Below are 26,039 nucleotides of genomic sequence, written 5' to 3'. Positions count from 1 at the left end.
GGGCCGGTTCGATTGAAAGCCAAATCTTCCGCGATTAGCGTCAGTGTCATGAGCCGTTCACTACTGGTGCTCGCAACTGGCCTGATGTTGTCGTTGTTCGTAACCGCGTTGCAGGCGAATGATCCGCCGGCACGGCCGCCGGGGGATAAGCCGGCAACCCGTCCGTTCCGTTTGGGCGTCGACATGAACTACGCCCTGCAGATGCAGCGGGACGGACGTAAATGGACGCACGACGGCAAGGCGATCGATCCTTACAGCGGCCTGGCACGCCAGGGCGTGAACGCGGCTCGCGTCCGCCTTTGGACCGGTGACGAGGGGGAGAGCGGGCTGCATTATGCGGTGGACGTCGCCAATCGCGCCCGCGACAACGGGTTGGCCCCCTACCTGGTCCTGTTTCTCAGCGAAAACTGGGCGGACATGGTCAAGCAGCCGGCACCGGCGGTCTGGAAGGACCTGGACGAGCCCGCGAAACTCGCCGCGATTGAGGCCTATGCCGAGCGCGTCACCAGGCACTTCAGCCGTCACGGCCACGACATCGATCTCTTCGAAATCGGTAACGAGATCGACTTCGGCATCTGCGGCGTATTCGAGGAAGAGTGGCCCAAGCGGGTGAGCATCGAGTACATGAGCCAGCGCATCTGGCCGCGGATGACACCGATCCTGACCGCCGCCCAGCGCGGCGTGCGCAAGGCCCGGCCGAACGCGCGTTTCATCCTGCACCTGGCGCAGTGGCAGGAGCACGCCTACTGCGTTGCGTTCTGGAAACACATGATCGATGCCGGCGTCGCGGTTGATGTCGCCGGCATCAGCTATTTCCCCACCTCGGCCGAAGATCCCGCCCGGCGGACGCTCGCCTACTTCGACCAGACGCTGACCGCGATCCACGAAGCGATCCGCCGACCGGTGATCGTATGTGAGACGGCGTACCCGTCATCGGCGAAGTTCGACGGGCAGTTCTCGGCCTGGAACAAACCGATCGAAGGATACGACCTGAGCGCCGCCGGCCAGGGCAAATGGGTGGCGGATTTCCTGGCGATCGCCCGGCGGAATCGCGCGTTGGAAGGCGTCTACTACTGGAGCCCGGAGTGGTACGCGTCGGGCCCGGTGAATTGGACCCCCTTCGCGATGTTCGATGAAGAGGGAATCGCCCGACCTGCGTTTGGGGCCTTCACCGCTCAGCCTCCAGAGTCCAATCCCCGGCCCGGACGATAGAGTAGCGCCTTGCCGCTACAGCAAGGAAAGCTGCTCCACGTTCGACCGTCGCGTCGCGATTATTCCTGGATACCGGCAGTGCCACAATCAGGGCAGACACTTTCAGGTCAATTGCCGCTTCACCGAACCGACCGCAGACTGCCCGTAACGCATCAGGTCGCAGGTGCGGTGCTCGCGAGTTCACTCCTGGGCCCCACGAAGTCGCTTCGCAAACTCATGGAGTTGGTTCATGCTGCTCGAATCGCTGGAATCACGACGTCTCATGTCCGTCTCGCTCAGCCCGGCCGGACTCCTGACTGTCATGGGGAAGGACGATGCCGATCACGCCAACGGCGACACGATCTCGGCCTACGTCAGCGGTTTGTCGCTCAAGGTCAATGACAACGGAGTAATCAGCACCTTCCTGCTCTCCAAGGTGAAGAACATCGCGGTCTACCTCCGGGCCGGCGAGGACACCGTCACCATCGATCCGTCCGTGAAGATTCCCTGCCTCCTCGACTCGGGACCTTCGACTTTCCATGGCGATATCCTCAGAGGCGGTGGCGGCAACGATACCCTGCTGCTCCGGAGCAGCTTGGGCGAGGCCTACGGTGGCGCGGGTAACGACTCCCTCCAGAACTTCGGCGTCGAGTCGAGTCTGTACGGCGAGGCCGGCAACGACACCCTGATCAGTAAGCAATCCCGCGCGTCAGAGAGCTTCTACGACGGCGGGACGGGAGTGGACACGCTGGATTACTCGAGCGCCACGATCGACATGCTGCTTCGCAACGGTCTGGCCGGCGGATACTCGTCGGTCGGAGGCCCATTATTCCGTCTTGGAATCACAGACGGCGTCCAAGGAATGGAGAACCTCTTCGCCGGCAGCGGCAACGACTACATCTACGGCAACGCGTCCAACAACATTCTCAAGGGAAATGCCGGAAATGACTACATCGAGGGCGGCGACGGTAATGACACGATCTACGGCGGTAGCGGGGAAGATGCGATGTTCGGACAGAACGGCAACGATACCTTCTATTCCAAGGACGGCATCAAAGACTTCCTGGCCGGGGGTTCGGGCACTGACAAAGCCAACAAGGATGCGATCGATATCGTCAACAGCGTGGAAGCGAGCTTCTAGCGCGCTGGTCGCGTGACTGATCGACGGTTTCCGAATCGCCGCTTCCTGGCCAGATTGTCGTCGGGACCTGCTCATCTTTCGGTCCCGAAATGCCGAAGAACTGGGGTACTCCCGAATGACGGGCAAATGCCCCAAATACCACGAGTTCGCGTAAGCTGTTGTGCCATCGGACTGAGACGGCGAACCCGAGGCCGGGCGCGTTGTCCGCATCAGCCCCAAGCGACCCGATGTCTGCCCGAACGACCGCCTTGCAAACGTCCGCCGCACAGGGTGCCCGCGCCAATGGGGGCCACGCCGATCCTGCGCTGGATGACCTCAGCCGGCTCGCCGCGATGATCTGCGCCGTGCCGTTCGCGGGTGTGTCTTTTCTCGATGGTAGATGGCAGTGGTTCGCCTCGGCGAATGGCGCAGGAGTTGCGAAGCAATCCCCTCGCGAGGAGAGCTTCTGCGACGTCGCAGTCGGTACCGACACGATGCTGCTCGTCGAGAACGCCGCCGACGATCCACGCTTTGCCAAGTTGCCCCTTGTGACCGGCGAAGCCGGTATCCGCTTTTATGCGGGCGTGCCGCTGCGGCACCCGGGCGGCGGTTCGATTGGTGTGATGTGCGTGATGGACCGCCGGCCACGGACGTTGTCGAGCGAGCAGCGGGACGCTCTGGTCGCGCTGGCGCGCCAGGTCGAGCGGGCATTGGAACTGCGAGCGATTCAGCAGTCGAAGCCTGCCGCCGCCCGCGGGCTGTACGACGAACGTCGCGAGCGTACGCGGACGCAGCGACTGTCGAAGGTGGAGCGAGATCTGCGGGATGCCCTGCAGCTGCAACGCGCGATCGTGGACGGTGCCGACTATGCCCTGATCGCCACCACCGACGACGGGACCATTACCGCGTTCAACCCCGCGGCCGAACGAATGCTCGGTTGGTCGTCGGACGAACTGGTCGGCCGGGCGACGCCCGAACGGCTCCATGTAAAGGAAGAGGTCATCGCCCGGGCCGCCGAGCTGTCGGCGAAACTGGGCCGGCTGATCTCGCCGGGCTTTGAGGTTTTTGTGGCCGAAGCGCGGCTCGGAAAAGCCGACGAGCGCCGCTGGACCTACGTTCGCAAGGACGGGACGCACTTTCCCGTGCTGCTGTCGGTGACGGCATTGCCGGACGATTCCGGCGGCGCAAGGGGATTCCTGGGGATCGCCAAGGACATTTCGGAGCAGGTGGCCGCCGAGCAGAGCCTTCGCCTTGGCGAGGCGAAGTTCCGCACGATGCTGGAGAATTCGCCGCTGGGCATTTTCCTGACCGATGCAAGTGGCGACGCGCTGTACACCAACCCGGCGTGGGGTCGGATCGGCGGGATGACGCCGGAAGCGTCCCGCGGGCGGGGCTGGATCGCGGCGATCCACCCGATGGATCGCGAGCGTATCGGGCGCGAGTGGTATGCGGCCGCGCAGGCCGGCGGGGAGTTCCGCTCGGAGCACCGATTCCTTCATCCCGACGGCACCGTCGTCTGGACGGAATGCCTGGCGATGCCCTACTTCGATCAGGGTGAACTGTTGGGATACGTCGGCACCGTGCACGACATCACCGATCGGCACATGGCTACGGAGGCCCTGAATGAGAGCGAGGATCGCTACCGCTCGGTGATCTCCGCGCTTTCGGAGGGCGTGGTCCTGCAGAACCAGGACGGGGTGATCCAGGCGTGCAATGACAGCGCCTGCCAGATCCTGGGACTGACGGCGGCACAGCTCCACGGCCGCGCCTCGCTCGATCCCGACTGGCGCGCCGTTCACGAGGACGGCAGCCCGTTCCCCGGAAGCGATCACCCGGCGATGCGAAGCCTGGCGACGGGCCAACCGTATTCCGATGTCGTGATGGGGGTGCACCTGCCGTCGGGCGGCCTGAGGTGGATTTCCGTGAACTCCCGCCCGCTGGTGCGGCCGGGGCAGGATCGGCCGTACGCCGCGGTGGCGTCGTTCCGGGACATTACGGCCAAGAAGCGAGCGATGAGCGAGCTGGAAGAGGCGAAGTTTGCCGCCGAGGCGGCCAGCCGGGCCAAGACGTCGTTCCTGGCGAACATGAGCCACGAAATCCGCACGCCGATGACCGCGATCCTGGGTTATGCCGAGTTGCTTGAAGACTACTCGCTCGACCTGGCGAGCCGATCGGAGTTCCTCGGCGTGATCCGCCGCAACGGCGGGCATCTGATCGAAGTCATCAACGACATCCTCGACATCACCAAGATCGAAGCCGGCAGCCTGACGATGGAGCAGATTCCCTGTCGCGTGGAAACGATCGTGGACGAGGTTTCGTCGCTGATGCGGGTGCGGGCGGCGGAGAAGGGGATCGCGTTCGAGGTCGCCTACCGCAGGCCGCTTCCGCCCATGATCCACAGCGACCCGACCCGGGTGCGACAGATCCTGTTCAATCTTGTCGGTAACGCGATCAAGTTCACCGAGCAAGGCAGTGTGAGAATCGACGTCTCGGTCGTGGAAGGATCGGGACATCTGCGGTTCGACGTCGCCGACACCGGCATCGGCATGACGCCGGAGCAACTGGGCCAGTTGTATAAGCCCTTTGCACAGGCGGATGCGTCGATGTCGCGGCGATTCGGGGGAACGGGCCTGGGCCTGACGATCAGCCGAAAGCTCGCCGAGTTTCTCGGCGGCGATCTGAGGGTGGTCAGTTCGCCGGGGGCGGGAAGCACGTTCAGCTTTACCGTCCCGATCGGTTCGCCGGTAGAACCGATAGCCCAGCCGAGCTCGGGACCCACCGAGGCTGCCGCTGTCGCCGCCATTGCCGCCGGCGTTGTGCCGAACGATTCGGCTCCCCCGCTGGCACCGGCGGATGACGCGATGATGGGGCGGCGAATCCTGCTGGCCGAAGACAGTGCCGACAACCGAAGGCTGGTGTCGGCCCTTCTGAAGCGGACGGGGCTGGAACTGCAGACGGCGGTCAACGGCCGGACGGCCGTCGAGCTCGTCACCGCCGCCGTAGTCGCCGGTCGGCCATTCGACCTGATCCTCATGGACATGCAGATGCCGGAGGTGGACGGTTACGAAGCAACCCGGCAGATACGCGCACTGGGGCACAAGACCCCGATCGTTGCCTTCACCGCCCATGCCATGAAGGAAGAACGCGGGCACTGCATCGCGGCAGGCTGCGACGACTTTGCCTCGAAGCCGATCGATCGGGCGGCGCTTCTGGCCACGCTCGGGCGTTTCCTGCCGCGTTTTGCGAACAGTGTGGAGTCGAATGCATCCACCAACGACGCGTCGGCTACCCACAAAACGAACGCCGGGGGTGGCGTGCTCGTCAGTACGCTCTGCGGCGATCCTGACATTCAAGCGATCCTGCCCGCGTTCGTCGCCGAGCTGCCGGCGCAGATCGCCGAGATCCAGTCCCTGCTCGAGACCGGGGCGATTTCTCGCCTCCGCAGCGCGGTGCATCGCATCAAGGGAGCCGCGGGAGGGTACGGATTTGAGCCGATCTCGGTGAAGGCGCGCGACGTGGAACGAGCAATTGAACGCGCGTCCGACGAAAGCCTGTCGCTCGCCCGGCAGCAGGCGATGGAACTCATCGAGCTCACCCGGCGTGTACAGGGGTACGACGGCGAGCTCGAGCGAGCCGCGAGTCGAGTTAAGTAATTTTCGCTGCACAAAGTCAGGCATATTGTTGTGCTCATCACGTAACGGGTGGCATTTATTGACGTGATGCGAAAAAAAGTTCTCAAACCGGGATTAAACGGGTTTTCACGTCATTGATTTTTCCTTAAGGTCGCCCTCGCTCACCCCAAGGGTCGGGTGGCCCCTCCGGCCAAGACCCCACTGACGATCCAACCGCGCTTCCGGTGCGGTCTGGCTCCCTGCGTACAGCCAAAAACCTTTGCAAGGATGGTCTCGTGCCGAACGCTGCCTCGGTCGTGGTACGACCGTTTTCGAAGCGCCTGAGCTCGCTTCGCCCGACAAATCTGAAACGTCTTCTCTCCCGCGCCCTGAGCGCTGGTCAGGTCGAAACGCAACGCGCTCTCGTCGATACGCTTGAGGGCCGGCAATTGATGTCGGTCTCGATTGTCAACGGCTGGACCGAAATCACTCCCCCCGCAGGCGCAAAGACCATCTACGTCAGCACCTCCTCCGGAAGCGACTCCAACAACGGTTCGTCTCCGTCCTCGCCGGTCATGTCCTTCGCCCGTGCCAAGAAGCTCATGCGGAGCGGCGCCGGTGACCAGCTCCTTCTCAAGCGCGGCGATACGTTCCGCGAATCCTTCGGCTACTGGGACATCAGCGGCAAAGACGCCAGCAATCCCACGCTCATCGGTGCCTATGGCAGCGGTAACCGGCCCCTCGTCGCGACCGGTTCGAAGAACGGCTTCAACACCGCGTTCGCCGGCGTGCATGACGTCGCGATCATCGGACTGAACTTCTCGGCCGCCGGCCGCGGCAGCGCAGTGCCCGATGGCATCATCTCGACCGGCAAGGTCACCAACTTCCTCATCGAAGACACCAAGGTCGAAGGCTACCGCAACAACATCGACTTCGAGTCCTTCCTCGGGCCCAGCTACAACCTCAAGGTCCGCCGGTCCGTCGTCGTCGACGCCTGGTCCCGCGGAAGCCACAGCCAGGGCATCTATGCCGACGGCGTGCATGGCGTGCTTCTCGAAGGAAACGTGTTTGATCACAACGGCTGGGGCAACGGCGCCGGCCAGACCATGTTCAATCACAACGCCTACATCACCGCCAAGAGCAGCGGCCTGACGGCGATCGACAACATCTTCGCTAACGCCTCCAGCCACGGCCTTCAGGCCCGGCCCGGCGGCACCGTCACCGGCAATGCGTTCATCAACAACGGCGTCGGCCTGTCCTACGGACTGGTCAACGGCTCCGGCGTCGTCACCCCTGGCGGCGTGACCGGCATCGTCGCCAACAACATCTTCTACGGCGGTCACAACATCGGCGCCGCCCCGGCCGGTGTCGGCATCGAAACCAGCAACATCAAGTCCGCCACCATCACCGACAACCTGTTCCAGATCGGCGTCACCACCACGCCGAACCCCGCGATCGCCGTCTCCAACATCAACGGCACGACCAACCGCGCCTCGGCGGTCGGCATCCAGAGCCTGAATATCACGAATAACACTGTCTACGGTTGGAACCAGGGCATTGCGGTCGGCGGCGGGTTCACCATCAAGAACCTCCAGATCCGTGGCAACGACTTCCAGAACATCAAGCACTTCCAGGTCGTCACCAACTACGGCCTGATGAGCGGCCAATCCTGGAGCGGCAACCGGTACAACGTGCCCCGCAACAAGACCGGCCCGGTCATCGTCGGCAACAAGTACCTGACGATCGACAACTGGTCCCGCTCGTACGACTCGGGCGCCCAGGACGTCGCTGTCGCCTATCCCGACAAGAACCGTTCGGTCAACAGCTATGCCGGCGACTACCTCGCCAGGGCCCGCAACCTCTCCAAGGCCGGCTGGGACACGCGTTACACCAGTGCCCCGCTGATCTCTTATCTCAAGGGTGGTTTCCGCGGCAGCAGCACGGTCACCCCCCCGGTAGTCACCCCGCCGACCTCGCCGTCGCCCATCCCGACGCCGACCCCCGTTCCCCCGACAACCGGCTCGACCTCGCCTGCCGTCACCGTCAACGACGTCAGCGCGACCGAGGGGCGTTCGGGTGTGAAGAACCTTACGTTCACGGTCAGCCTCACCAAGGCCGCCGCCAAGCAGGTCTCCATCAAGTGGGAGACCAAGGGTGCCACCGCCGTCGTCGGCAAAGACTACGTCGGCGGAAACGGCACGCTTTACTTCGCCGCCGGTCAGACCAGCAAGACCATCACCGTCCAGATCAAGGGCGACACGCTTCGCGAGTCCAGCGAGACCTTCTCGCTGAACCTGCTCAGCGTCGTCAACGCGACCCTCGCCGACAACAAAGGCCTGGCGACCATCGTCAACGACGACTAAGCGACCCCTGGCGGAGGAGGCTTCCCAGCCGCCCCGTTGGCAGCGACATCTTGTTCAACGACATCCACAGCACGATCGCGGTCCGCCGCGGTCGTGCTTTTTTTCGTGCTTCTCGAACACCACGGCAACTTCCGCCGGGCTTTCAGCACGACAGTGCGTTCATCAGTTCCGTCAGCTCGATCGGCTTTCGCAGTATCGCGTGAGGGTTGAGGGCCTTGACGCGGTCGATCCACCCCGCGTCGGCGGTCGCGGTCGTAACGGTGACCCGCGTCTTCAGTGCCTGATCGCGCACCCGCCGCAGCACCAGCGACCCGTCGCCGTCTGGAAGCATCAGGTCCAGGATGATCGTGTGAGGCGTATTGCGGTCCAGGTAGGCATTGGCGTCGGCGATCGTCGGCGCGACCTCCACCAGCCAGCCACTGCGTCGGAGCAGAATGCGCATCGCCTGGGCGCTGATCGCGTCGTCCTCGACGATCAGTATCGTCCGGCGGTCGGCCGTTTCCGCGTCGACCTTCTGGCTACTCTGCGGCTGTGATGATGGCAGCGCGCTCGGGTTCGGCGGCATCCCCGGCCGCTCCGACGTCGCAAACGCCCGGAAGTGCCAGGGAGAATCGACTGCCCTGCCCTGGGGCGCTGTCGACCGTAATGTCTCCGCCGAGTTGCCGAGCCAGACGCCGGGCGATGGCAAGTCCGAGTCCGAAGCCCTTTCGCCGATCCCGTTCATGGTTGCTCACCTGGAAAAACTCGTCGAACAGTTTTGCCCGATCCGTCATCGTGATTCCGATGCCGGTATCAATAACATGAATCTCGACGGCCGACTTCGTCGACACCACTTCCACGCGAACGCCGCCGGTGGGTGTAAACTTCAGCGCGTTTCCGATCAGGTTCCCCAGAATCCGCTCGAGCTTGGCCCGGTCGGTCAAGAGGACCAGGTCCTCGGGGCACCTGGCACGAAGCGTCAGCTTCGCGGCGGCCGCTGCCGGCTGGTTCGCGTCGCAGACCTGGCGGATCAGTTGCGCCAGCCCGACCCGATCGGTGTGCGGGGTCTCGGTCGCCATTTCCATCCGTGCGTAGTCCAGGAGTGAATCGAGCAGTTCGCCGGCCGTCCGCGCCGATGCCTTCATTGTCGCCAATGCCTGCTTCAGCCCTTCATGGTCGCCGGTCTCGGCGCTCACCCCGGCCAGGCTCGCCTGCAGCACAAGCCCGTTGAGCGGCGTGCGCAGGTCGTGGCTGACTGCGTTCAGGAAAAACGTCTTCCGCTCCGACTGTTCCTTCGTCGCTTCCAATTCCTCGGCGAGCTTCGTCCCCTTGCCCAGCTCGGCATAAATGACTTTCAGGTTCGTAGCGCTCCACGCATACCGCCAGGTGAAATAGACCAGCGCCAGCATCACCATGTCGTACAGCCGCCAGGCCGGCCAGATCATCTTGACCGGGATGAACAGGTACCCGCAGATCCCGCAGAACAGAAAGATGTTCCGCATGCTCGCCAGCGCCCGTCGGGCGGGAATGTCCGGTAGCGTCCGCTCGTTGTTCCACCAGTGCTTGGCGATCAGCAGGTAGCCCGCGGCGACGGCCACATCCAGCGTGATGGTGATCCCAATCCAGAGGTAGTCGTGGCCCATGCAATGGACCAGGTTGTGGTAAGCGCCATTCCCCGAAAACCAGTCCAGCAGTGGCCCCAGGGCCGTACCGGCTCCCTGAGCGTGATTGGCGTGTGGCGTATCCATGGCGTTAGAAGGACCGGTCCAGATCTGCCGTACCGTCCCGAGGCTACCGCCTTGCGCCCCGACCCGCAATGGAACTTTCGCCCGCGACCGTGCGGTGCAGACGCCACACCGACGGGGTAGACGACGGCGAGTTTCACGCGTTTCAGTATGTCCAGACGTACCCCCGCCCGCCGACCAACGTAGGGACAGCCGCTTGCCGGATTGAGCGCTGACAGTCCGACACCCCACGCTGCACAATCCCGCCATGGCAAGGCTTCGCGATGTTCCCAATGTCGTTCGCACCATGAGCTTTACGGGGCTCGCCCGAAAGCTGTGGACCGAGATCGAGCAGGACGCCATCTTCACCTGGGCGTCGTCGCTGGCGTATTCGTGGATCTTCGCGCTGTTCCCTTTCATGATCTTCCTCCTTTCCCTCGCCCCCTACATGCCAGGATCGGCCAAGCAGGACGCGCTCAAGGAGTTGGAGCCGGCGATCCGTCAGACCGTGAGCGGCGAGGTCGCCGACCAACTCGTCCGCAACGTCCACGACGTCATGCAGAACACCCAGGGCGGCCTGCTCAGCTTCGGGCTGCTGCTGGCCCTGTGGGGCGCCAGCGGCGGCATGACGATGACAATGACCGCCCTTGACAAGGCTTACGAGGTCGAAAGCGAGCGATCGTTCCTGAAGCACCGCCTGGTCGCGATCGGACTGACCATTGCCGTCATCGTTCTGGTCCTGATCGTCCTGGTCCTGCTTCCGGTCGGCGGCGCGGTCGTGCGGCACTTTAAAGACCAGGCGGTCCTCGGCGACGTCGCGGCGCTGGCGGTCAATATCTTCCGATACGTGCTGGCGATCCTCCTGCTGCTGGCCTGCGTTTCCCTCATCTATTACTTCGGGCCCAACATCAAACAGCGCTGGCACACCGTCACGCCGGGCGCGGTGCTGACGGTGGCGCTGTGGATCCTCATGGGGTTCGGCTTCGGCTTCTACGTCAGCAACTTCGGCAGCTTCAACAAGACCTACGGCACGCTGGGGGCGGCGATCATCCTGCTGCTCTTCTTCTACCTGTCGGCGGCGGTGCTGCTGATCGGCGCAGAGCTCAACAGCGTGCTCGACTTTGCCGTGCTGGGGGTGAAGCCCGGCACGCGTGACTTCACCGCCGCCAATGCCACCTCCGATGGCACCGCCGAACCACAGCGCAAAGACGCGATCACGCCGGCCCGGTCGTCGGAGGACAAGGCGCTTCGCCGGATCCAGGACGCCGCCGTCTCCGGCCTGCCCGCCGCCCCGATCCCCGTGGGCAAGGCGCAGGCGGGCTGGTGGAAATGGGCGGTCGCGGCGACGGCGATCGGCTGGATCGTCGGCGGCCGCAAACGCCGATTAACCTGACCGGGCCTCAGTTCGCCGAACGAACCCAGCGCGACATCGCCGAACGAACCCGAGATTAGACACGCCGGTGTCTGAGCGTACTCGCGAAGACCCGGATTCTGCGCGTGTGCAGGGGGCATCCGGGTCTTCGGCGTACCTCAGACCCGGCGTGGAATCCGCCGAACGAACCCAGCGCATCCCTCCTTTCACTTCTCCCTGCTGAACGAACCCGACGACGGGCCGCCGAACGAACCCGAGATCGCGACCTCTCCGCCGCCGCCGAACGAACCCAGCGCGGCTCGAGTGCGCCGCTCATGTGAAGCCCATTTCGGGTGGCATGGGCAAGCGTACTCGCTTGCCCGTGGCGATCGCCGTCCGATGTTCGACACGGGCAACGGAGTACCGTTGCCCATGCCACCCAAATCCAGGCCGCTGCCAAGATGTCGAGTTACACCTATTCTGCCGAACGAACCCGACGAGGCCCTGCCGCTTCGACGCAGTGAGCGCATGACAATCCCTTCCGGCGGCGATGGTGCCGCCATGAATCCCGGACCCGGGCTACCGCGCGGTGAACATACGACGCGTTCCGACGGCGCTTTACCTGATCGATAAATGTTAGTATATTGTACGGTTAATCCGACGCGAATCAAGCGGATTCCGGAGGTCACGACAGCTCAGCTTCTCCGAGCCATTGCCCGCCGTGCCCGCGTACCGCCGTCCGTTTTGTAAGCCGTCCTAATGTCCTCCATCGGCGTCCGTTAGAACGTTGCAAGCCGACCATCTGGTCGCGTGCCTGCTCACCCCTGACGGAGGATTTGTGCCCCGCTCGAACCGCCCCGCTCTCGTTGTCGCTGCTGTTTCTGCCTTCGCGTTACTTGCTGCGGCATCGGCAGTTACCAATCCGCTCCGTGCCGCCGAGACCACGCCCCGACCCGCCGCACCCGCACCCGGCGCGACCGCCCAGGCCACCCGACCGGCGGCACCTGCCGCCAACCCGCGCGAAGAATCGGGCAAGCACCCCGACGGCACGCTCGCGTTCCGCGTCCGCCTGAATGCCGCCGGCCAGCGGCATGGGGACTTCACCGCCTACTTCCCCGGCGGCAAGAAAGTGCAGGAAAAGAGTCGGTACGACGCCGGCAAGCTGCACGGGCTTCGCGCGACGTTCGACGAGACCGGCAAGCCGCTGACCGACGAGACCTGGTACGAAGGCCGGCTGGTGTTCCCCAAGTCGACGAAGCTCATTGAAGCGACGCGGGCCCAGATCCTCAAAGACACCGCCGACTACCTCAAGGCCCATCCCCCCGCGTTGCCCAAGGGCGGACCCTCGCTCCAATCGTATGGCGAAGCGCTGGTTCGCCTGCGCACCTACCGCTACCTGTGCGATATCGCGTGGGATGTCGGCTACGACGACAACTACATCGACCTCTGCCAGCACGGCGCGGAGCTGATGGCGATGCTCAACGAACTGACGCACACGCCAAAAAAGACCGATGGCGTCAGCGACGAGTTCTATGCCAAGGCAAAGCAAGGCTGCGGCTCCAGCAACATCTTCACCTCGTCGAACATCGTCGCGTCGGTCGATGCCTACATGGACGACAGCGACCGGAGCAACATCGACCGTCTCGGCCATCGCCGCTGGATATTGAACCCGCGGATGGCCAACACCGGCTTCGGTGCCGGGCCGGGCAAGTTTTCGGCGATGTACTCGTTCGACTCGAAGCGGGAGAACACGCCCGACTACGACTATGTCGCGTTCCCGCCGCGCGGGTATTTCCCGGCGAACATGTTCCGCGCGAGCCAGGCATGGCACATCAGCGTGAACCCGAAGCACCACACGGTCAGCACCGGCGCGAAGATGACGATCTACGCGGTCGATCAGAAGCTCAAGCGGTCTGCCGAGCCGCTGGAACTGAACTACCAGAACGTGAATCTCGACCCGTTCGGGATTTCCAACGCCATCATCGCCCGCCCCAAGACACTGCCCCTTCGCCCTGGCGCAATGTTCGAGGTGGTCGTGTCCGGACTGACGCCCAGGGGGGATCAGCCGAAGGAGATCAGCTACTTCGTGGCGTTTTATTGAGAGAAGTACGCAGTCGCCCGGAAAATGCAGGATTACCACGGAGGACACGGAGAACACGGAGAAATCACGGAGAGTTTGCCCGAGTGCGATCGGCGCGACGTGCAGGCCGAATGAGGCTCTGTGTGAAAAGTGGCACACCAAACAAGTTTTCAGACAAAGCCTAATCGCTCGGGTTGCTCATGGTTGCCTTCTCCGTCTTCGTCTCCGTGAACTCCGTGTCCTCCGAGGTGAATAAGTCCGGGTTGGGCGGCAAGCCGAGCAAGACAAGGCCGTCGGCTCTTTTGCTTTCTCTGCCTACTGCCTGCCGCGCAGGAATATTTGCCTCACTTCCGGGAACAAAGACTGCGACGCCAATGCGGCGTTTGACCTGCCGCGTGTCAGTGTGAACGCGGCTCCCACCCCGGCTCCCACCCACCGCCCGGGATCCAACCTGTGAGGCACCCATGCCCATCGAAACGCTCGAGGACCGCAAGCTCTTTGCCGTCGGCCCGACGGCCACCCTCGCTTCCGGCGTGCTGACGATCGAAGGCACTACCGGCGACGACTACGTCTTCATTGCCGAGTCTCGCGACGGCCAGACGCTGACCGTTTCGACCGGCGTGAAAGGCGATTCCGAGTCGCGTGCCAAGACGACCTTCAATGTCGCCGACGTGACCTCCATCGTCGTCAACGGCGGCGACGGCAACGACACCATCCGCACCGCCCGTAAAGTGAATCTGCCGATGGCGATCGCCGGCGGCGCGGGGAACGACAACCTTGCCGGCGGCACCGCCAACGACGCCATCGACGGCGGCGAGGGGGACGACCGCATCTTCGGCGGCAGCGGCGACGACACCCTCATCGGCGGCGCGGGCAAGGACAAGGTCTTCGGCGGAGACGGTGAAGACGACCTGGCCGGCGGCGACGACGCCGACCTGCTGGCCGGCGGTCGTGGCGATGACATGCTCATGGGCGACGCCGGCAACGACCGCCTGATTTCCATCGATCTCGACGGCACCGACACGGTGGACGGCGGCACCAACGACACCCCCACCACCGACGACCCCGGCGACTCGGCGATCGTCGACGACAACGACGATGTCACCAATGTCGAAGACACCGTCAACCCGACCACCGACACCACCGACGACGGAACCGATGATGGAACCTCCGACGGACCATGGGGCCACTTCCACGACTTCCTCGACGGAATCGCCGGCCACTTCTTCGGCCGCGGCGGATTCTTCCGAGGCGGACCGTTCGCCGGCCTGATCGAAGACGGCACCGCCCACGACGACGCCACGGACGACGGCACGACCGACGATGCGACAGTTGGCGAAGGCCATCCGCACGATGGCCACTGCGACGACACAACCGACGGTACGGACGACACGACCGACGATTCGACCGACACGACCGGCGACACCACCGGCGTTACGACCGGCGACTCGACCATCACTGCCGCGCTGCGCATGTTCCGCCATCGGTTCCGGTTCTGACGCCCGGCGTCCGCGCACGCCTAAAAGCAGCCTCCAACTCCCTCCCCGCCCCGGAAGTTCTTGCCCGACTTCCGGGGTTTTTTGTACCTGCGTGTGGCGGCGCAGGGTCCCCTCCCCCGGAGTACCGGAGGAGGGGACCAAGACGCAACTTCGACGCTTGAAAGGATGGTAACGCCGAGTCGTTTCGGCCGGTCACCAATACCGGTTCAGGATCTCCCCAATCCCAAACGATGCCAGGTTCGCCAGCGTGATGGCGACGAAGTCCACCAGTCGATTCGGCTCCACGTGTGAGGCCTTGAGATTTGCCGGAGCGTAGTCGACTACGCCAACATCGAAGTGCCTCTCGCCACGATCCGGAACTGCCATCGAATCCGGTGGGTGCTTGGAATGCGATCCATCGTTAGTCCAGCCGACTCGTTTTCGATGAAACGCCGCGGCGAACAAGGCACATTCGGCGACGGGCGCGAAGGTTTCGGCGATCAGCAAGTAGAGCCAGCGGTCCTCTGGCGCCGGGATCAGCACTGGAAGCACCAGGATCACAATCGGGTAGGTGCAAGCCGTCAGCCAGACCCCCGCGAGCAGCCGGCGTCCGACGGAATGACCGCGCGACAGGAGCAAAAGCAGGATCGGCGTTTCGATCGCGATCGTCGTCAGGTAACCGAGAGGAAGGAATTGCCAGAGGTCGGAGGAAAGTAGGCAGTAAGCAGTAAGCAGTACGCAGGGAAGGCAAGCCATCTGTTCTCTTTGTTTTTCTGCGTACTGCTTACTGCGTACTGCCTACTCTTCTTCAATGCATTCGCAAAAGAAACGGGAACTCGGCCAGCACGTGCGCGATCGCGATGGTGAAGTAGATGTCGCGGGTGAGCGCGTAGTCGCCGATGAAGCCGGCCCAGAGCGTGACGACGACCCCGCCGCCGCAGACCAGCAGTGCGACAACGGCGGTGCGCCAGCGCCAGCTTCGGCGGGCGAGGGGGACGCTGGTCAGTTGCCAGGGCGCAGTCTTCATCGCGATCAGTGGGATCGCGACGACCCATACGCCGTAGTGAACCATCTCCAGGAACGTGTGCGTGGCGACGAGCAGGTGCGGCGAGAGGTTGTGCAGGATGTCGGCGCCGGCGTGCTGGGTGATGCGCATCGTCAGCATGTCCTGCCCGGCGAGGGGCGCCGCGCCGGCCAACCGCCACCAGAGGAGGACCAGGCACACCGGCAAGGCCAGCAGGCAGACGTGGTACGCCCGCCGCCAGGAGGGCCGGCGGCGGACGATTTCGCGATCGAGGAAAACGAGCGCGATCAGCGGGTGCAGGTAGACCAGACCCAGTTCCCAAGCGACCGGAAAAATCCAGACGACCGCGACGACGGCCAATCCTGCCGGCAGCGCCCAGGACCAGTCCCGCCGGGGCGTCTGCCGGCCACGCATCCACGTGAGCGTGGCGACCCAGAGGACCAGGGCGCTGTTCCAGACGGACGACGCCAGGCTCCAGGTGCTGTACGCCCAGTTGGCCGATCGGCCGACCAGGGCCATCGCGATGAACCCGGCGGTCAGGACCAGCACGCCGCCGATCGCGAGTGTGAAGAACGGTTTGAGCGGCCCCCACCGCGCGGGCATCTTGGCCAGGAAGTAGCGGAGTTCGAGCCAGTTGTGCGGCCCGGCGAAGAGGAAGACGGTGACGATCGAGAACCCGATCGGCACAAACCCCGCCAGCACCGCCGCGAGGGTGACCACACCCAGGCACGCCAGCACGAACGCCAGCGGCGACCGAACGTCGCCCTGGCGGGCACCGTCGGCGGACGAGGACGATAGCAGGGATTGGGTGGGTAAAGCGGTCAAGACTGGGTAGGCTGAATCTGGGTGGAATGATTCCGGTAGGTACAACTGGGTGGCATGGGCAACGGTACTCCGTTGCCCGTGGGGATCGTTGGTTGGTGTTCGTCACGGGCAAGCGAGTACGCTTGCCCATGCCACCCAGAGCTACGCGCGTAACCTGTCACCTCACCCCGGTGGCGGCGGCGGAGTGAGGCCCGACGGCGCGGGCTTCTGTCCGGGTTCGACGTGCGGTGCGTTCAGTCCCGGCAACGGCTTGGGTGTCGGTGCCACGTGCTCTGGCGCGATCTGAAGGATGACCTCGTCGCCGGTATCTACCACGCTGATCGTCACCGGCACGCCGGCCGGCAGCACGACGGGGGGTTCCGGCGGCACCGGACGCGGACGCCTTGGCTGTCCCGGGATGGCGATGTCCGCCATTGCCGCCGCCGACACCAGCGCCAATCCGACGCCGCCGGCGACGAGCATCAGCGTGGACGACCGGCCGGGCGTGCCCGACCGGCGACGGATGAACTGCAGTCCCAGCAGCGCTACCGCGCCTGAGATTGCGATGCCGGCGATCGCTGTCCGTGCCGGCGACATCCCGGCGTCCGCCTTTTCTTCCTTCGCGCCCGGCAGGAGCTTCTTCGGGATGATCAGCTTGGCCCGTTCCAGCCCGGGGACCTGTTCGATCTTCATCGTCGGGCCTTCGGGGGGCTTGGGAAGTTCCGGAGGCGGCGGCGGCGGCGGTTCCGGCCGGCGCGCGCGGGCGCGTTGGCGAATGCCATCCCGCTCAGCAGCAGGACCGGTGCCATCATCCAGCAGAACTGCCGGGCAAGACCCATACGTGACTGGTTCATCTCGTGCTCCTTCTGAAGCGAAGTGTGGCAGCCCGGGGTCGGGCCGTTCGGCAAAACAATCTAATCTCGTTGACGCCGGTCGGCACGAAAAGTTTCGGCAATGTTCATGCGTCGACCGGCGTTGCTAAAAGTTTACCAGATCAGGGTGAACGCGAAGGCACTCCAAGGCGGCCTGGCCGAACCCGAAACGAAGAGAACACGAAGGCGCGAAGGCACGAAGAAAGCGCGAAGGTTGTCGAATCAGTGGACAGCCTAATGTTTTCGGGTTCGCCACGCAGAGCGATCTCAACGCCAAGAGCGCCAAGAAGCCAAGTATGCCAAGAGAATCTGCTTCCTGGCGTACTTGGCTTCTTGGCGCTCTTGGCGGGCAATCCAACGCACAGTGAGCGGAATACACCGTGGGATAGCCCAATCCACGGATTCGACAACCTTCGCGCTTTCTTCGTGCCTTCGCGCCTTCGTGTTCTCTTCATTCCGGGTGCCGCCAGGCCGTGTTGAGATCATTCGTGTTCATTCGTGGATCAAACCCTCTGGTACAATCCGACGTATGATCCGCATTCGTGAGATTGATGACCCCGACCTTCGCCGGCGGATTACCGAGGCGCTTGCCGAGAGGCGTGGCATGTCGGTGGCGGCGATTCCGGCCTGGTTTGAGCTCGACGACCTCGATTTTGTCGATCTCCTGAACGACCTGAAGGAGCGGGAGTCGCCTTCGGCCGACCTTGACGACCCCCGAATGTAGCCTTCCGGTTGCCCGGAAGGCCGAATTTCGGTACTTTGTCCCGTTTCCCCCGTGCGCCGGCGTTCCGGTCGCCTGTTTTTCGAGCCCGTAATGCCCAAGCCGTCCAAGTCCATCAAGTCTGTCGCGTTCGTCAGCCTCGGCTGCCCGAAGAACCTCGTGGACAGCGAGCGGATGCTCGGCCTGCTCGCGCAAGACGGTCTGGCGATTACCCCCGACGCCGACGACGCCGACGTCATCGTCATCAACACCTGCGGGTTCCTGGAGGCATCAAAGGACGAAAGCCTGAAGGAAATCCGCGACGCGATCGAGCTCAAGAAGGCTGGCAAGGTCAAGCGCGTGGTTGTGGCCGGTTGCCTGGTGCAGCGGCACAAGACCAAGCTGCTGAACGACGCCCCGGGCATCGACCGGCTGGTGGGCGTGTTCGATCGCGAACACATCGTCGAAGCCGTTCGCGGGAAGGAAAACCCCCGGCAGGAACACGGGCATTTTCTGGGCAAGTATCACGACTTATCGAAGGAACTGGCGGTCGCACAGGGTTTAGCCGCCACCGGGAAGGAAACCAAGACATCGCGCCTGCCGGTCTTCGAAGACGACCGCGCCCGCCTGCGGCTGACGCCCCGGCACTACGCATACCTGCGCATCAGCGAGGGGTGTAACCAAGGGTGCACGTTCTGCACGATCCCGAGCATTCGCGGGCCGATGCGCAGCAAGCCGGTCGAGCAGATCCTGCTGGAAGCAAAAGAACTCGCCGCCGACGGCGCGGTCGAGCTGAACTTGATCGGTCAGGATACGACCAGCTTCGGCACCGATATCGGCTACGGCCCTGGTCTGTCGGGGTTGCTTAAGGCGCTCGACAAAGGTTTGAAAGACGTGCACTGGCTGCGGCTGATGTACGCGTACCCGTCCTGCTTCACTGACGAGATGATCAAGACGATCGCCGACAGCGCTAAGCTGGTGAAGTACATCGACATGCCGCTGCAGCACATCAACGACGAGCTGCTGACCGTGATGCGCCGCCGGGTGACCAAGAAAGAGATCGTCACGCTGCTGGAGAAGCTGCGCAAGTGGGTGCCGGGGATCGCCATCCGCACCACGTTCATTGCCGGCTCGCCCGGCGAAACCGAGCAGCAGCACCAGGAGCTGGTGCAGTTCGTGAAGGACTTCGGGTTCGAGATGATGGGCGTGTTCCCCTATTCACCCGAGCCCGGCACGCCGATGGGCCGGCTGACGAACCAGTTGCCCGATGAAGTCCGCCAGCAGCGCGTCGAAGAACTGATGCTGGCGCAGCAGGAAGTCGCGTTCGCCCGGGCGAAGAAGACCGTGGGCAAGACGATCCAGGTGCTGGTCGATCGCCCCGCCGGCCGCGACGAAGAAGACGGCTACGTCGCCCGATCGCAGAGCCAGGCGCCGGACATCGACTCGGTCACTTTCGTGCATACGCACGGAAGCGAACTGTTTCCGGGCCAGATTCTGGATGTGAAGGTGACGGACTACCAGGCGTACGATCTGGTCGCGGAACTGCCGAAACAGCGATCGCGGTCGCTGTCGGTCGTGCGGTAGGTAAGAGGTGTCGGGGTGATGGGGTGCAACGGTAGGCTGGTCGCCGGCGGGCGGCCGATGCCGCCATGGTCTACCGAACCCAGGTCGATATCGAGCGTCGGCCCGCGACCACAGCATGGCGTCGGCGGTTCCGCGTCCGCCAAGGCGGACCCTACGGGTGCTCCCAGTCACCCCGGCACGTCACTTTTATTCCTTCGCGACAAAATCGACCACGAACACATCGGCCATGATCGGGCCGAGCACCTTGCCGAACGCCTTGTGATCCGGGTGCACCAGATAGGCGTCGCGGTCCTTGGCGGTGGCGAAGGTCAGCACAAAGACGTGCGTGAAGCCCTTGTCGTGCTTCTCGGGGCTGACGTTGGTGCCCCAGGTCAGGGTCTTGATCTCAGCGATCTTGCCCTTGAGGTCGCCGAACGCCTGCTCGACCGCCTTGATCTGCTCGGGGGTGGCGGATTCTTTGAACTTCAGCGAGACGACGTGGTACATGACGCCACCGTTCTCCTTGGCCGGCGCAGCGGCGGACGAGGTTGAGGCGACAACGCCGACCATCGCCAGGAACGCGAAGGCGGGCACGATAAGGGAGGTGAGGGTGGTTCGCATGCCAATTTTGTAGTCGATGGAATCGGGGGCGTCCATGCAGGATTGGTCAGGAAGTCAGCACCACGGAAGTTAACTCGATTACGACGTCGTCTGAGCAAAGGCCAAGGAACCACAGATGCACGCAGATCTGCACAGATAATCGAGACAGACAACCTCGTCGTTTGCTGCGGGATGTCTGTGTCAGTCCGTTTTGGTTCATGCATCTCCGACGCATTTCATCAGTGAAGATCTGTGTGCATCTGTGGTTCCCCGAAATTTTGCGCAGACTACGTCGTCGTCGGGTTGACCTCTATGTCTCCGTGCCTCAGTGGTCATTCTTCTGCGGCAGCACTTCAAATCCCGACGGAGGCGAGGGTTTGAACGCCGACTGCATCGACGGGCGTGTCCAGACCAGCAGAATCAGCGCCGGGGCGAAGGACTGAATGACGAACATCAGCAGCGGCCCGAGATAGCTCATCTTCTGGATCTGCTCGGCGTAGTCGGCGGGGACATTCTTCTGTTGTTCCGGCGTCAGGACGGCGATTGCGGACATGCGGATGTCGATCAACGGCTGGCGGAATGCGGTGAGCGACCCGGTCATCTTTAGCAGCGCGACAACCACGATGACGGCAGACACCGTCACCGCTGCCCGCCGACCCCAGCTCCAACGTCGGAACGCCGCATACGCCGTGACGAACAACGCCGCGGACGTTAGCAGGTCGAAGATCGCGCACGCGATCGTGAAGTTCAGCAGGCCGCGATCGAAAGGCAGGATCGCACCGGATTCGGTCTGGAATCCCCCAGCCTTGTAGGTGGCAAAGCTGAGCGACAGCGGCTGAATGCCGCACCCCAGCGTTCCGATCCCGCCGATCGCCATCGCGAGAAACGCGAGATAGGTGAGCCTGCGGGGCCTGCGGTTCGAATCATCGGGTGGCTGCAAAGGGAGTTCGGTCATGGACCGCTGGCATGTACCCGACGCGAATGCGAATCGCAAACTTCCGGACCGCATTGCCGCGGTCGCTTCGACCCGTACAATCCGCCCCCGATGATCCGCCATGTGCCCAATGCACTGACTGGTGGCCGGCTCGTGCTGGCCGCGGTCTTTTTTGTTCTCCTGTCGTTCTACCAGCACGACGGCCGGGGTGACCCGTGGCTGCTGAACACCGCGTTCATCATTTACGTCATCGCGTTGATCACCGATTTTCTGGACGGCTACCTCGCCCGGCGATGGAAGGTGGAGGGCGCGTTCGGCCGGGTCGTTGATCCCCTGGTGGACAAGGTGCTGGTGCTGGGGAGCTTCATCTTTTTCGCCGGGAAGAACTTCATCGTTGCCGAAACCGCCCGGGCGATGTCGCCGGGCTCACAGGACGTGGTCAAGACCGTTTCGGGTGTTGCCCCTGGTATTGTCGTACTGCTGCTCACGCGCGAACTGCTGGTTACCAGCCTGCGCGGTGTCGCAGAGAGTGGCGGGCAGGCGTTCGGGGCGGCGTTTATTGGCAAGTTCAAGATGGTTTTCCAATCGGGGACCATCCTGGTCATCCTCATTTACGTCAACTACATCGCCCATTCGACCACGCTCAGCCCCGACACCAAATGGGCCGCGGCGGTCGTCCGCGACATCTGCATCTGGGCCACCGTCGCGATCACCGTCTGGAGCGGACTGACGTACGTCGGCAAGGCGGTTTCGATGTATCGCCGGGGGAACACTTAGCGATGAGTTAGAAGTGCTGAGTACTGAGTGAACAATTCACCTACCGCCTTTGCTAAGTACTCAGCACTTTTCGCTCCGCACTCCTCATCGCGAGAGTTTGTCATCCTTTGGAGTACCTCAGGATGACAAACTGGCGCGGCAAAGTTCACGGTAGCTTTTGCCGATATTGCCGTTGTCCCGCATTCTCTTCCCGCCGCACCCCATGAATGACTACGCCATCTCCATCCTGCTTGGCATTGTCGAAGGACTGACAGAGTTCCTGCCGGTCAGTTCGACGGCGCACCTGCGCCTCTGCAAGGCGCCGCTGGGCCTCGATCTGCACGATCCGTACTGGAAGATGTACGACGTCGTGATCCAGTTCGGCGCGGTGCTGGCCGTCGTCGTTTACTTCCGTAAGCGGATTGCCGACTTCCTGCGCAGCTTCCCGCGCGGCCGCGACGGATCGACCAACCTCCTGACGCACCCGCTGTCGATGGTGCTGATCGCGTCCGTGGTCACGGCAATCCCCGCGTATTTGCTCGACAAGAAGATCGGTGAAAACCTTGAAAACCTCCGGGTGATCGGCGGTGCCCTGCTGGTCGGCGGCATCCTGATGTGGGTGATCGACCGCATGTTCACCAGGCCCGTCGTTAACCGCCTGGAAGACATCTCTTACCCGCAGGCGATCTTCATCGGGGCGGCGCAGATCCTGGCGGCGGCGTTTCCCGGCACCAGCCGGTCGATGTCCACGATCGCCGCAGGGCAGATCTCCCGCCTCAGCCGCCCGGCGGCGCTGGAGTTCAGCTTTTTCCTGTCCATCCCGATCATGTTCGCGGCTTTCGCCTACAAGCTCATCCAGGCGGTGCGCGGTAAGGGCTCGGGCGACCAGGTGCTGACGATGGACGCCCATCGCTGGGGCGTGCTGGCGGTCGGATTCGTTGTCTCGTTCTTTGTCGCCTGGGCGGTCATCGCATGGTTCATGGCCTGGGTGAAGCGGCGCGGATTCGTGCCATTCGCGATTTACCGAATCATCCTGGGGATTGTGGTGCTGGCAGTGGCGTGGAAGGGCGCGTAGAACATACGTCTCCATGACCGACCGTGAATCCACCCCCAAAAATCCTGCGTCCAAAGACAAGTCGCGATTTTCCTGGCGCTCGGCGCATCGCGACAAGGCTCACTCGGCTGCCCACGACGGCGACGAACCCGAACTCCCGCCCCAGCAGATTGACGAACACCCCCTGGTACCCCGGGGCCATGCCCTGCTCGTCACGGCCGACGCCGAACTGGCCAAACTCATCGACCGGCTGCGGCAGGCAGGCACCTTCGCCTACGACAGCGAGTTCATCGGCGAACTGTCGTACCACCCCAAGCTCTGCCTGATCCAGGTCGCGTCGGCACACGAAGTCGCGCTGATCGACCCGATCGCCGACATCGACCTCATGCCGTTCTGGGAATTGCTGGCCGACCCCGCCGTCGAGAAGATCGTTCATGCCGGCCAGCAGGATGTCGAGCCGGTGGTGCGGCACCTGGGCCGGGGCCCGGCGAACGTGTTCGACACGCAGATCGCCGCCGGCATGTGCTCGTTTCCGTACCCGGTGTCGCTCGGCAAGCTGACGTTGGAATTGACCGGCGTGCGGCTCGGCAAGGGGCTGACCTTCTCCCACTGGGACCAGCGCCCGCTGAGCAAACAGCAACTGCGCTATGCCGCCGACGACGTACGCTACCTGCCGAGACTGCACGACGAGCTCAAGAGCCGTCTGGATGCGCGTGGATTTCTGCCCTGGGTGCGGCAGGAGTGCGACGCGATGTGCGAGCCGTCGCAGTACCGCTTCGACCCGCAAACGCAGTGGCTGCGCATCAAGGGGGCGGGATCGCTCGACGCCAGGCACGCCGGCGTGCTCCGCCAACTGGTGATCTGGCGGAACGCATCGGCGAAGGAAACGGATGTCCCGCCTCGGGCGTTTCTGAAGGACGAAGTGCTCGTGGACATGGCCCGAACGCCGATCCGTTCGGTGGATAAGCTGCAGCGCGTCAAAGGATTGCCCCGGCCGGTGGAGATCGAGTTCGGCCAGGCGATCGTAGACGCCACCACCCGCGGCCTGGCCGACCCCGTGACCAACCTGGAAGAAAGCGCCAACCAGGAGCCGACCCCCAGCGAGAAGTTTCAGACCGACGCCCTGCTGTCGGCGGCGCAGTTGATCTGCTTTTCAAAAGGGATCGACCCGTCACTGGTGGGCAGCCGGGCCGACTTCACCGAATTGTATTACGCCCTGCGTGACAGCGCCGAAGTCGGCGAACTTCACGTGATGACCGGCTGGCGGAAGGAAGCCGCCGGCGACGAAGTTGCGGCGCTGTTCGCGGGGACGAAGGGCTTCGCGTTCAAGTGGAAAGACGGGTTGGCGCGGTAGATTTTACGATTTGACCGGTCGTCGACGTGCATCCTTGCGAGTGACTTTTTAGCGTCATCCCCAAAGGGGTGAGCTCGGCGCGGATTGCACCCTGAGCGCAGAGAACCGGACTGCGCTTGGTTTTTCGCGATGAAGATCAGTGGTTCATCCACGACCCTCACGCGACACCCACCCCTTCGGGGATGGCGCTAAAAGGTGATGCGGTGCATCGGCGCTGTCCGAAACCTCACCCGTTCAATGCACGTAGTTCGTCGATCCCGGCCCGATCGCCCAGGATGCGCAGCGAATATTCGTAGGTTTTCGACTCCCCCACTTCGAGCATGTCCATCACGCCTTCGGCGCGATCTTTCGCACGCCCTTCCACGCTGCCGTTGCTGGGTTCTAGTGCCGTTACGTACTCGCCCGGTCCCCAATGCTGCCAGTTGACGCATCGGCCGAACTGCTTCGTGTTGTAGTCGATCGCGATACCGACGCCGACCTTTCGATTCACCAGACCGACGGTGGTGGAGCCGTCGCGGGAGGCCTTGGGATACAGGTAGGCGACAGCTTCGGTGGAGCCGCGATGTGCTTCGAGCGGGTTCGGGACCTTCTTGTAGTCGCCGCCGGGCTTGAAGCGGGCCTGGGCGACGGGGTTGCCCAGCGGGACGACCTTCGCGTCGTAGCAGAACTCGGCGCCGCCATCGACCAGCGGATACCCGAGGTTGATGTGCAGCAGCCAGGCGTGGGGAACGGGCTGGTTGCCGGCGTTATAAAACACGTCGGTGAAGTGGATCGCGTTTTGGCCGAGCGTCGAGCGGATGGTCCGCCGCAGGGTCAGATTCGGCCCGAACAGCCGGCCGTAGCGGAACACGCCGACGACCGACATCTCATTCCTCCCGGCGTGCGGGTCGGGCTGGACGACCGATTCGATCTCGGCCGGCGTATTGGAATGAGGCCCGTGAAGTGGCAGGTCTTCGCCGGCGTCGGTGCTCGGTGCACCGATGTTGAACGGCCCGCAACTGGTCAGCAATCCGCCGGGAAAAGTCTTGAGCCAGTCGATACCGCGTTCGAGCCCCTGGGCCGGCGGTGTGACGCCTTTGTGCGTCAGGAAGGCGAGCGAATGCTGGTTGAAGAAGGCTTGGTCGATATCAAGCCCGCGGTCAACAAGCAGGCGATAGCGGAGGCCGCCGCCGGTGTTAACCAGCAGCGCCCGCCCGCCGCGGGCGGCTCCGTTGTCGAAGCTGTAGGCCTCGATCCCGCCGACCTGGGCGGGGTGGACGAACTTGGTGGTGTCGAAAGGCTGGGCTGACGCGATGACTTTCTTGGGCAAGGAATCCTTCTCCGGTTGCGGGTTGGCAAGGAGAATACCGGTGTCGCCCGAGGGTGCAATACACTGCAACACACTTGGCGCGGCAGAAGATTCACCACGGAGTTGATCATGACACCGTGATCTCACACCAAGGGGATGAAACCGCAGATTGCGCAGATCTCGCAGATTGTCT

21 protein-coding genes are annotated in these 26,039 nt (G+C 63.5%); 12 read left to right on the top strand and 9 right to left on the bottom strand.

The window, feature by feature from the left end; all coding sequences use genetic code 11:
• Positions 1 to 48 precede the first annotated feature (48 nt).
• The 4 genes from IPV69_RS23360 to IPV69_RS23345 all read left to right on the top strand — a co-directional run bounded on the left by IPV69_RS23360 (position 49) and on the right by IPV69_RS23345 (position 8,285).
• Complete coding sequence (locus IPV69_RS23360; RefSeq protein WP_206292142.1) at positions 49 to 1,212, top strand: glycosyl hydrolase 53 family protein; 1,164 nt, start codon at positions 49 to 51, stop codon at positions 1,210 to 1,212.
• A gap of 229 nt (positions 1,213 to 1,441) precedes the next feature.
• The gene (locus IPV69_RS23355) at positions 1,442 to 2,332 is read left to right on the top strand and encodes a M10 family metallopeptidase C-terminal domain-containing protein (protein ID WP_206292141.1); all 891 of its coding nucleotides are present in this window, start codon (positions 1,442 to 1,444) and stop codon (positions 2,330 to 2,332) included.
• A gap of 227 nt (positions 2,333 to 2,559) precedes the next feature.
• Positions 2,560 to 5,964, top strand: coding sequence for a PAS domain S-box protein (locus IPV69_RS23350; protein WP_206292140.1), 3,405 nt, complete (start codon positions 2,560 to 2,562; stop codon positions 5,962 to 5,964).
• Between the two features lie 410 nt (positions 5,965 to 6,374).
• A complete protein-coding gene (locus tag IPV69_RS23345; protein WP_206292139.1) occupies positions 6,375 to 8,285 on the top strand; it encodes a Calx-beta domain-containing protein in 1,911 nt (636 codons plus the stop codon).
• A 142-nt stretch (positions 8,286 to 8,427) separates the two neighbouring features.
• On the opposite strand, the gene IPV69_RS23340 is transcribed toward IPV69_RS23345, so the two are convergent.
• The gene (locus tag IPV69_RS23340; protein WP_206292138.1) at positions 8,428 to 8,850 is read right to left on the bottom strand and encodes a response regulator transcription factor; all 423 of its coding nucleotides are present in this window, start codon (positions 8,848 to 8,850) and stop codon (positions 8,428 to 8,430) included.
• Complete coding sequence (locus IPV69_RS23335; protein ID WP_206292137.1) at positions 8,804 to 10,012, bottom strand: sensor histidine kinase; 1,209 nt, start codon at positions 10,010 to 10,012, stop codon at positions 8,804 to 8,806. Before IPV69_RS23335 ends, IPV69_RS23340 begins: the two co-directional genes overlap by 47 nt.
• 244 nt (positions 10,013 to 10,256) lie before the next feature.
• Here IPV69_RS23335 and IPV69_RS23330 point away from each other — a divergent pair, with 244 nt between their 5' ends.
• From IPV69_RS23330 to IPV69_RS27750, 3 genes are all read left to right on the top strand, one after another.
• Positions 10,257 to 11,381 carry a YihY/virulence factor BrkB family protein gene (locus tag IPV69_RS23330; protein WP_206292136.1) on the top strand — a complete coding sequence of 375 codons (1,125 nt, stop codon included), beginning with the start codon at positions 10,257 to 10,259 and terminating at the stop codon, positions 11,379 to 11,381.
• 796 nt (positions 11,382 to 12,177) lie between these two features.
• Entirely contained in the window at positions 12,178 to 13,440 is a 1,263-nt protein-coding gene (locus tag IPV69_RS23325) for a hypothetical protein (RefSeq protein ID WP_206292135.1), read from the top strand.
• A 443-nt stretch (positions 13,441 to 13,883) separates the two neighbouring features.
• Positions 13,884 to 14,918, top strand: a complete 1,035-nt coding sequence (locus IPV69_RS27750; protein WP_206292134.1) for a calcium-binding protein — start codon at positions 13,884 to 13,886, stop codon at positions 14,916 to 14,918.
• A gap of 192 nt (positions 14,919 to 15,110) precedes the next feature.
• On the opposite strand, the gene IPV69_RS23315 is transcribed toward IPV69_RS27750, so the two are convergent.
• The 4 genes from IPV69_RS23315 to IPV69_RS23300 form a co-directional block, all read right to left on the bottom strand.
• Complete coding sequence (locus IPV69_RS23315; RefSeq protein ID WP_206292133.1) at positions 15,111 to 15,653, bottom strand: hypothetical protein; 543 nt, start codon at positions 15,651 to 15,653, stop codon at positions 15,111 to 15,113.
• Positions 15,654 to 15,705: 52 nt separating this feature from the next.
• Entirely contained in the window at positions 15,706 to 16,746 is a 1,041-nt protein-coding gene (locus IPV69_RS23310) for a hypothetical protein (RefSeq protein ID WP_206292132.1), read from the bottom strand.
• Between the two features lie 162 nt (positions 16,747 to 16,908).
• Positions 16,909 to 17,418 carry a hypothetical protein gene (locus IPV69_RS23305; RefSeq protein ID WP_206292131.1) on the bottom strand — a complete coding sequence of 170 codons (510 nt, stop codon included), beginning with the start codon at positions 17,416 to 17,418 and terminating at the stop codon, positions 16,909 to 16,911.
• Complete coding sequence (locus tag IPV69_RS23300) at positions 17,415 to 17,579, bottom strand: hypothetical protein (protein WP_206292130.1); 165 nt, start codon at positions 17,577 to 17,579, stop codon at positions 17,415 to 17,417. Before IPV69_RS23300 ends, IPV69_RS23305 begins: the two co-directional genes overlap by 4 nt.
• Before the next feature lie 547 nt (positions 17,580 to 18,126).
• Here IPV69_RS23300 and IPV69_RS23295 point away from each other — a divergent pair.
• A complete protein-coding gene (locus tag IPV69_RS23295; RefSeq protein ID WP_206292129.1) occupies positions 18,127 to 18,321 on the top strand; it encodes a hypothetical protein in 195 nt (64 codons plus the stop codon).
• Positions 18,322 to 18,411: 90 nt separating this feature from the next.
• Positions 18,412 to 19,881 (top strand): 30S ribosomal protein S12 methylthiotransferase RimO, encoded by a 1,470-nt coding sequence (rimO, locus tag IPV69_RS23290; protein WP_206292128.1) that lies wholly within the window; start codon positions 18,412 to 18,414, stop codon positions 19,879 to 19,881.
• A gap of 186 nt (positions 19,882 to 20,067) precedes the next feature.
• Here rimO and IPV69_RS23285 read toward each other — a convergent pair whose 3' ends face one another.
• Both IPV69_RS23285 and IPV69_RS23280 read right to left on the bottom strand, forming a co-directional pair.
• A complete protein-coding gene (locus IPV69_RS23285; RefSeq protein ID WP_206292127.1) occupies positions 20,068 to 20,481 on the bottom strand; it encodes a Dabb family protein in 414 nt (137 codons plus the stop codon).
• A 304-nt stretch (positions 20,482 to 20,785) separates the two neighbouring features.
• Positions 20,786 to 21,415: a hypothetical protein gene (locus tag IPV69_RS23280; RefSeq protein ID WP_206292126.1), complete on the bottom strand. Its 630-nt coding sequence runs from the start codon at positions 21,413 to 21,415 to the stop codon at positions 20,786 to 20,788.
• 90 nt (positions 21,416 to 21,505) lie between these two features.
• Between IPV69_RS23280 and IPV69_RS23275 the strand changes: the two genes are divergently transcribed.
• The 3 genes from IPV69_RS23275 (at position 21,506) to IPV69_RS23265 (ending at position 24,558) form a co-directional block, all read left to right on the top strand.
• Positions 21,506 to 22,171 carry a CDP-alcohol phosphatidyltransferase family protein gene (locus IPV69_RS23275; RefSeq protein ID WP_206292125.1) on the top strand — a complete coding sequence of 222 codons (666 nt, stop codon included), beginning with the start codon at positions 21,506 to 21,508 and terminating at the stop codon, positions 22,169 to 22,171.
• 202 nt (positions 22,172 to 22,373) lie between these two features.
• Complete coding sequence (locus IPV69_RS23270; protein WP_206292124.1) at positions 22,374 to 23,225, top strand: undecaprenyl-diphosphate phosphatase; 852 nt, start codon at positions 22,374 to 22,376, stop codon at positions 23,223 to 23,225.
• 13 nt (positions 23,226 to 23,238) lie between these two features.
• On the top strand, positions 23,239 to 24,558 hold the full coding sequence (locus tag IPV69_RS23265; protein ID WP_206292123.1) for a ribonuclease D: 1,320 nt from the start codon (positions 23,239 to 23,241) through the stop codon (positions 24,556 to 24,558).
• Between the two features lie 226 nt (positions 24,559 to 24,784).
• Here the strand turns inward: IPV69_RS23265 and IPV69_RS23260 are convergent, their stop codons facing one another.
• Positions 24,785 to 25,867, bottom strand: coding sequence for a DUF4432 family protein (locus IPV69_RS23260; RefSeq protein ID WP_206292122.1), 1,083 nt, complete (start codon positions 25,865 to 25,867; stop codon positions 24,785 to 24,787).
• Positions 25,868 to 26,039 lie beyond the last annotated feature (172 nt).

Source organism: Humisphaera borealis (genome assembly GCF_015169395.1).
Taxonomy (GTDB): domain Bacteria; phylum Planctomycetota; class Phycisphaerae; order Tepidisphaerales; family Tepidisphaeraceae; genus Humisphaera; species Humisphaera borealis.
The sequence above is the reverse complement of the archived record's forward strand: the minus strand, read 5'-3'. Positions and strand labels throughout refer to the sequence as shown.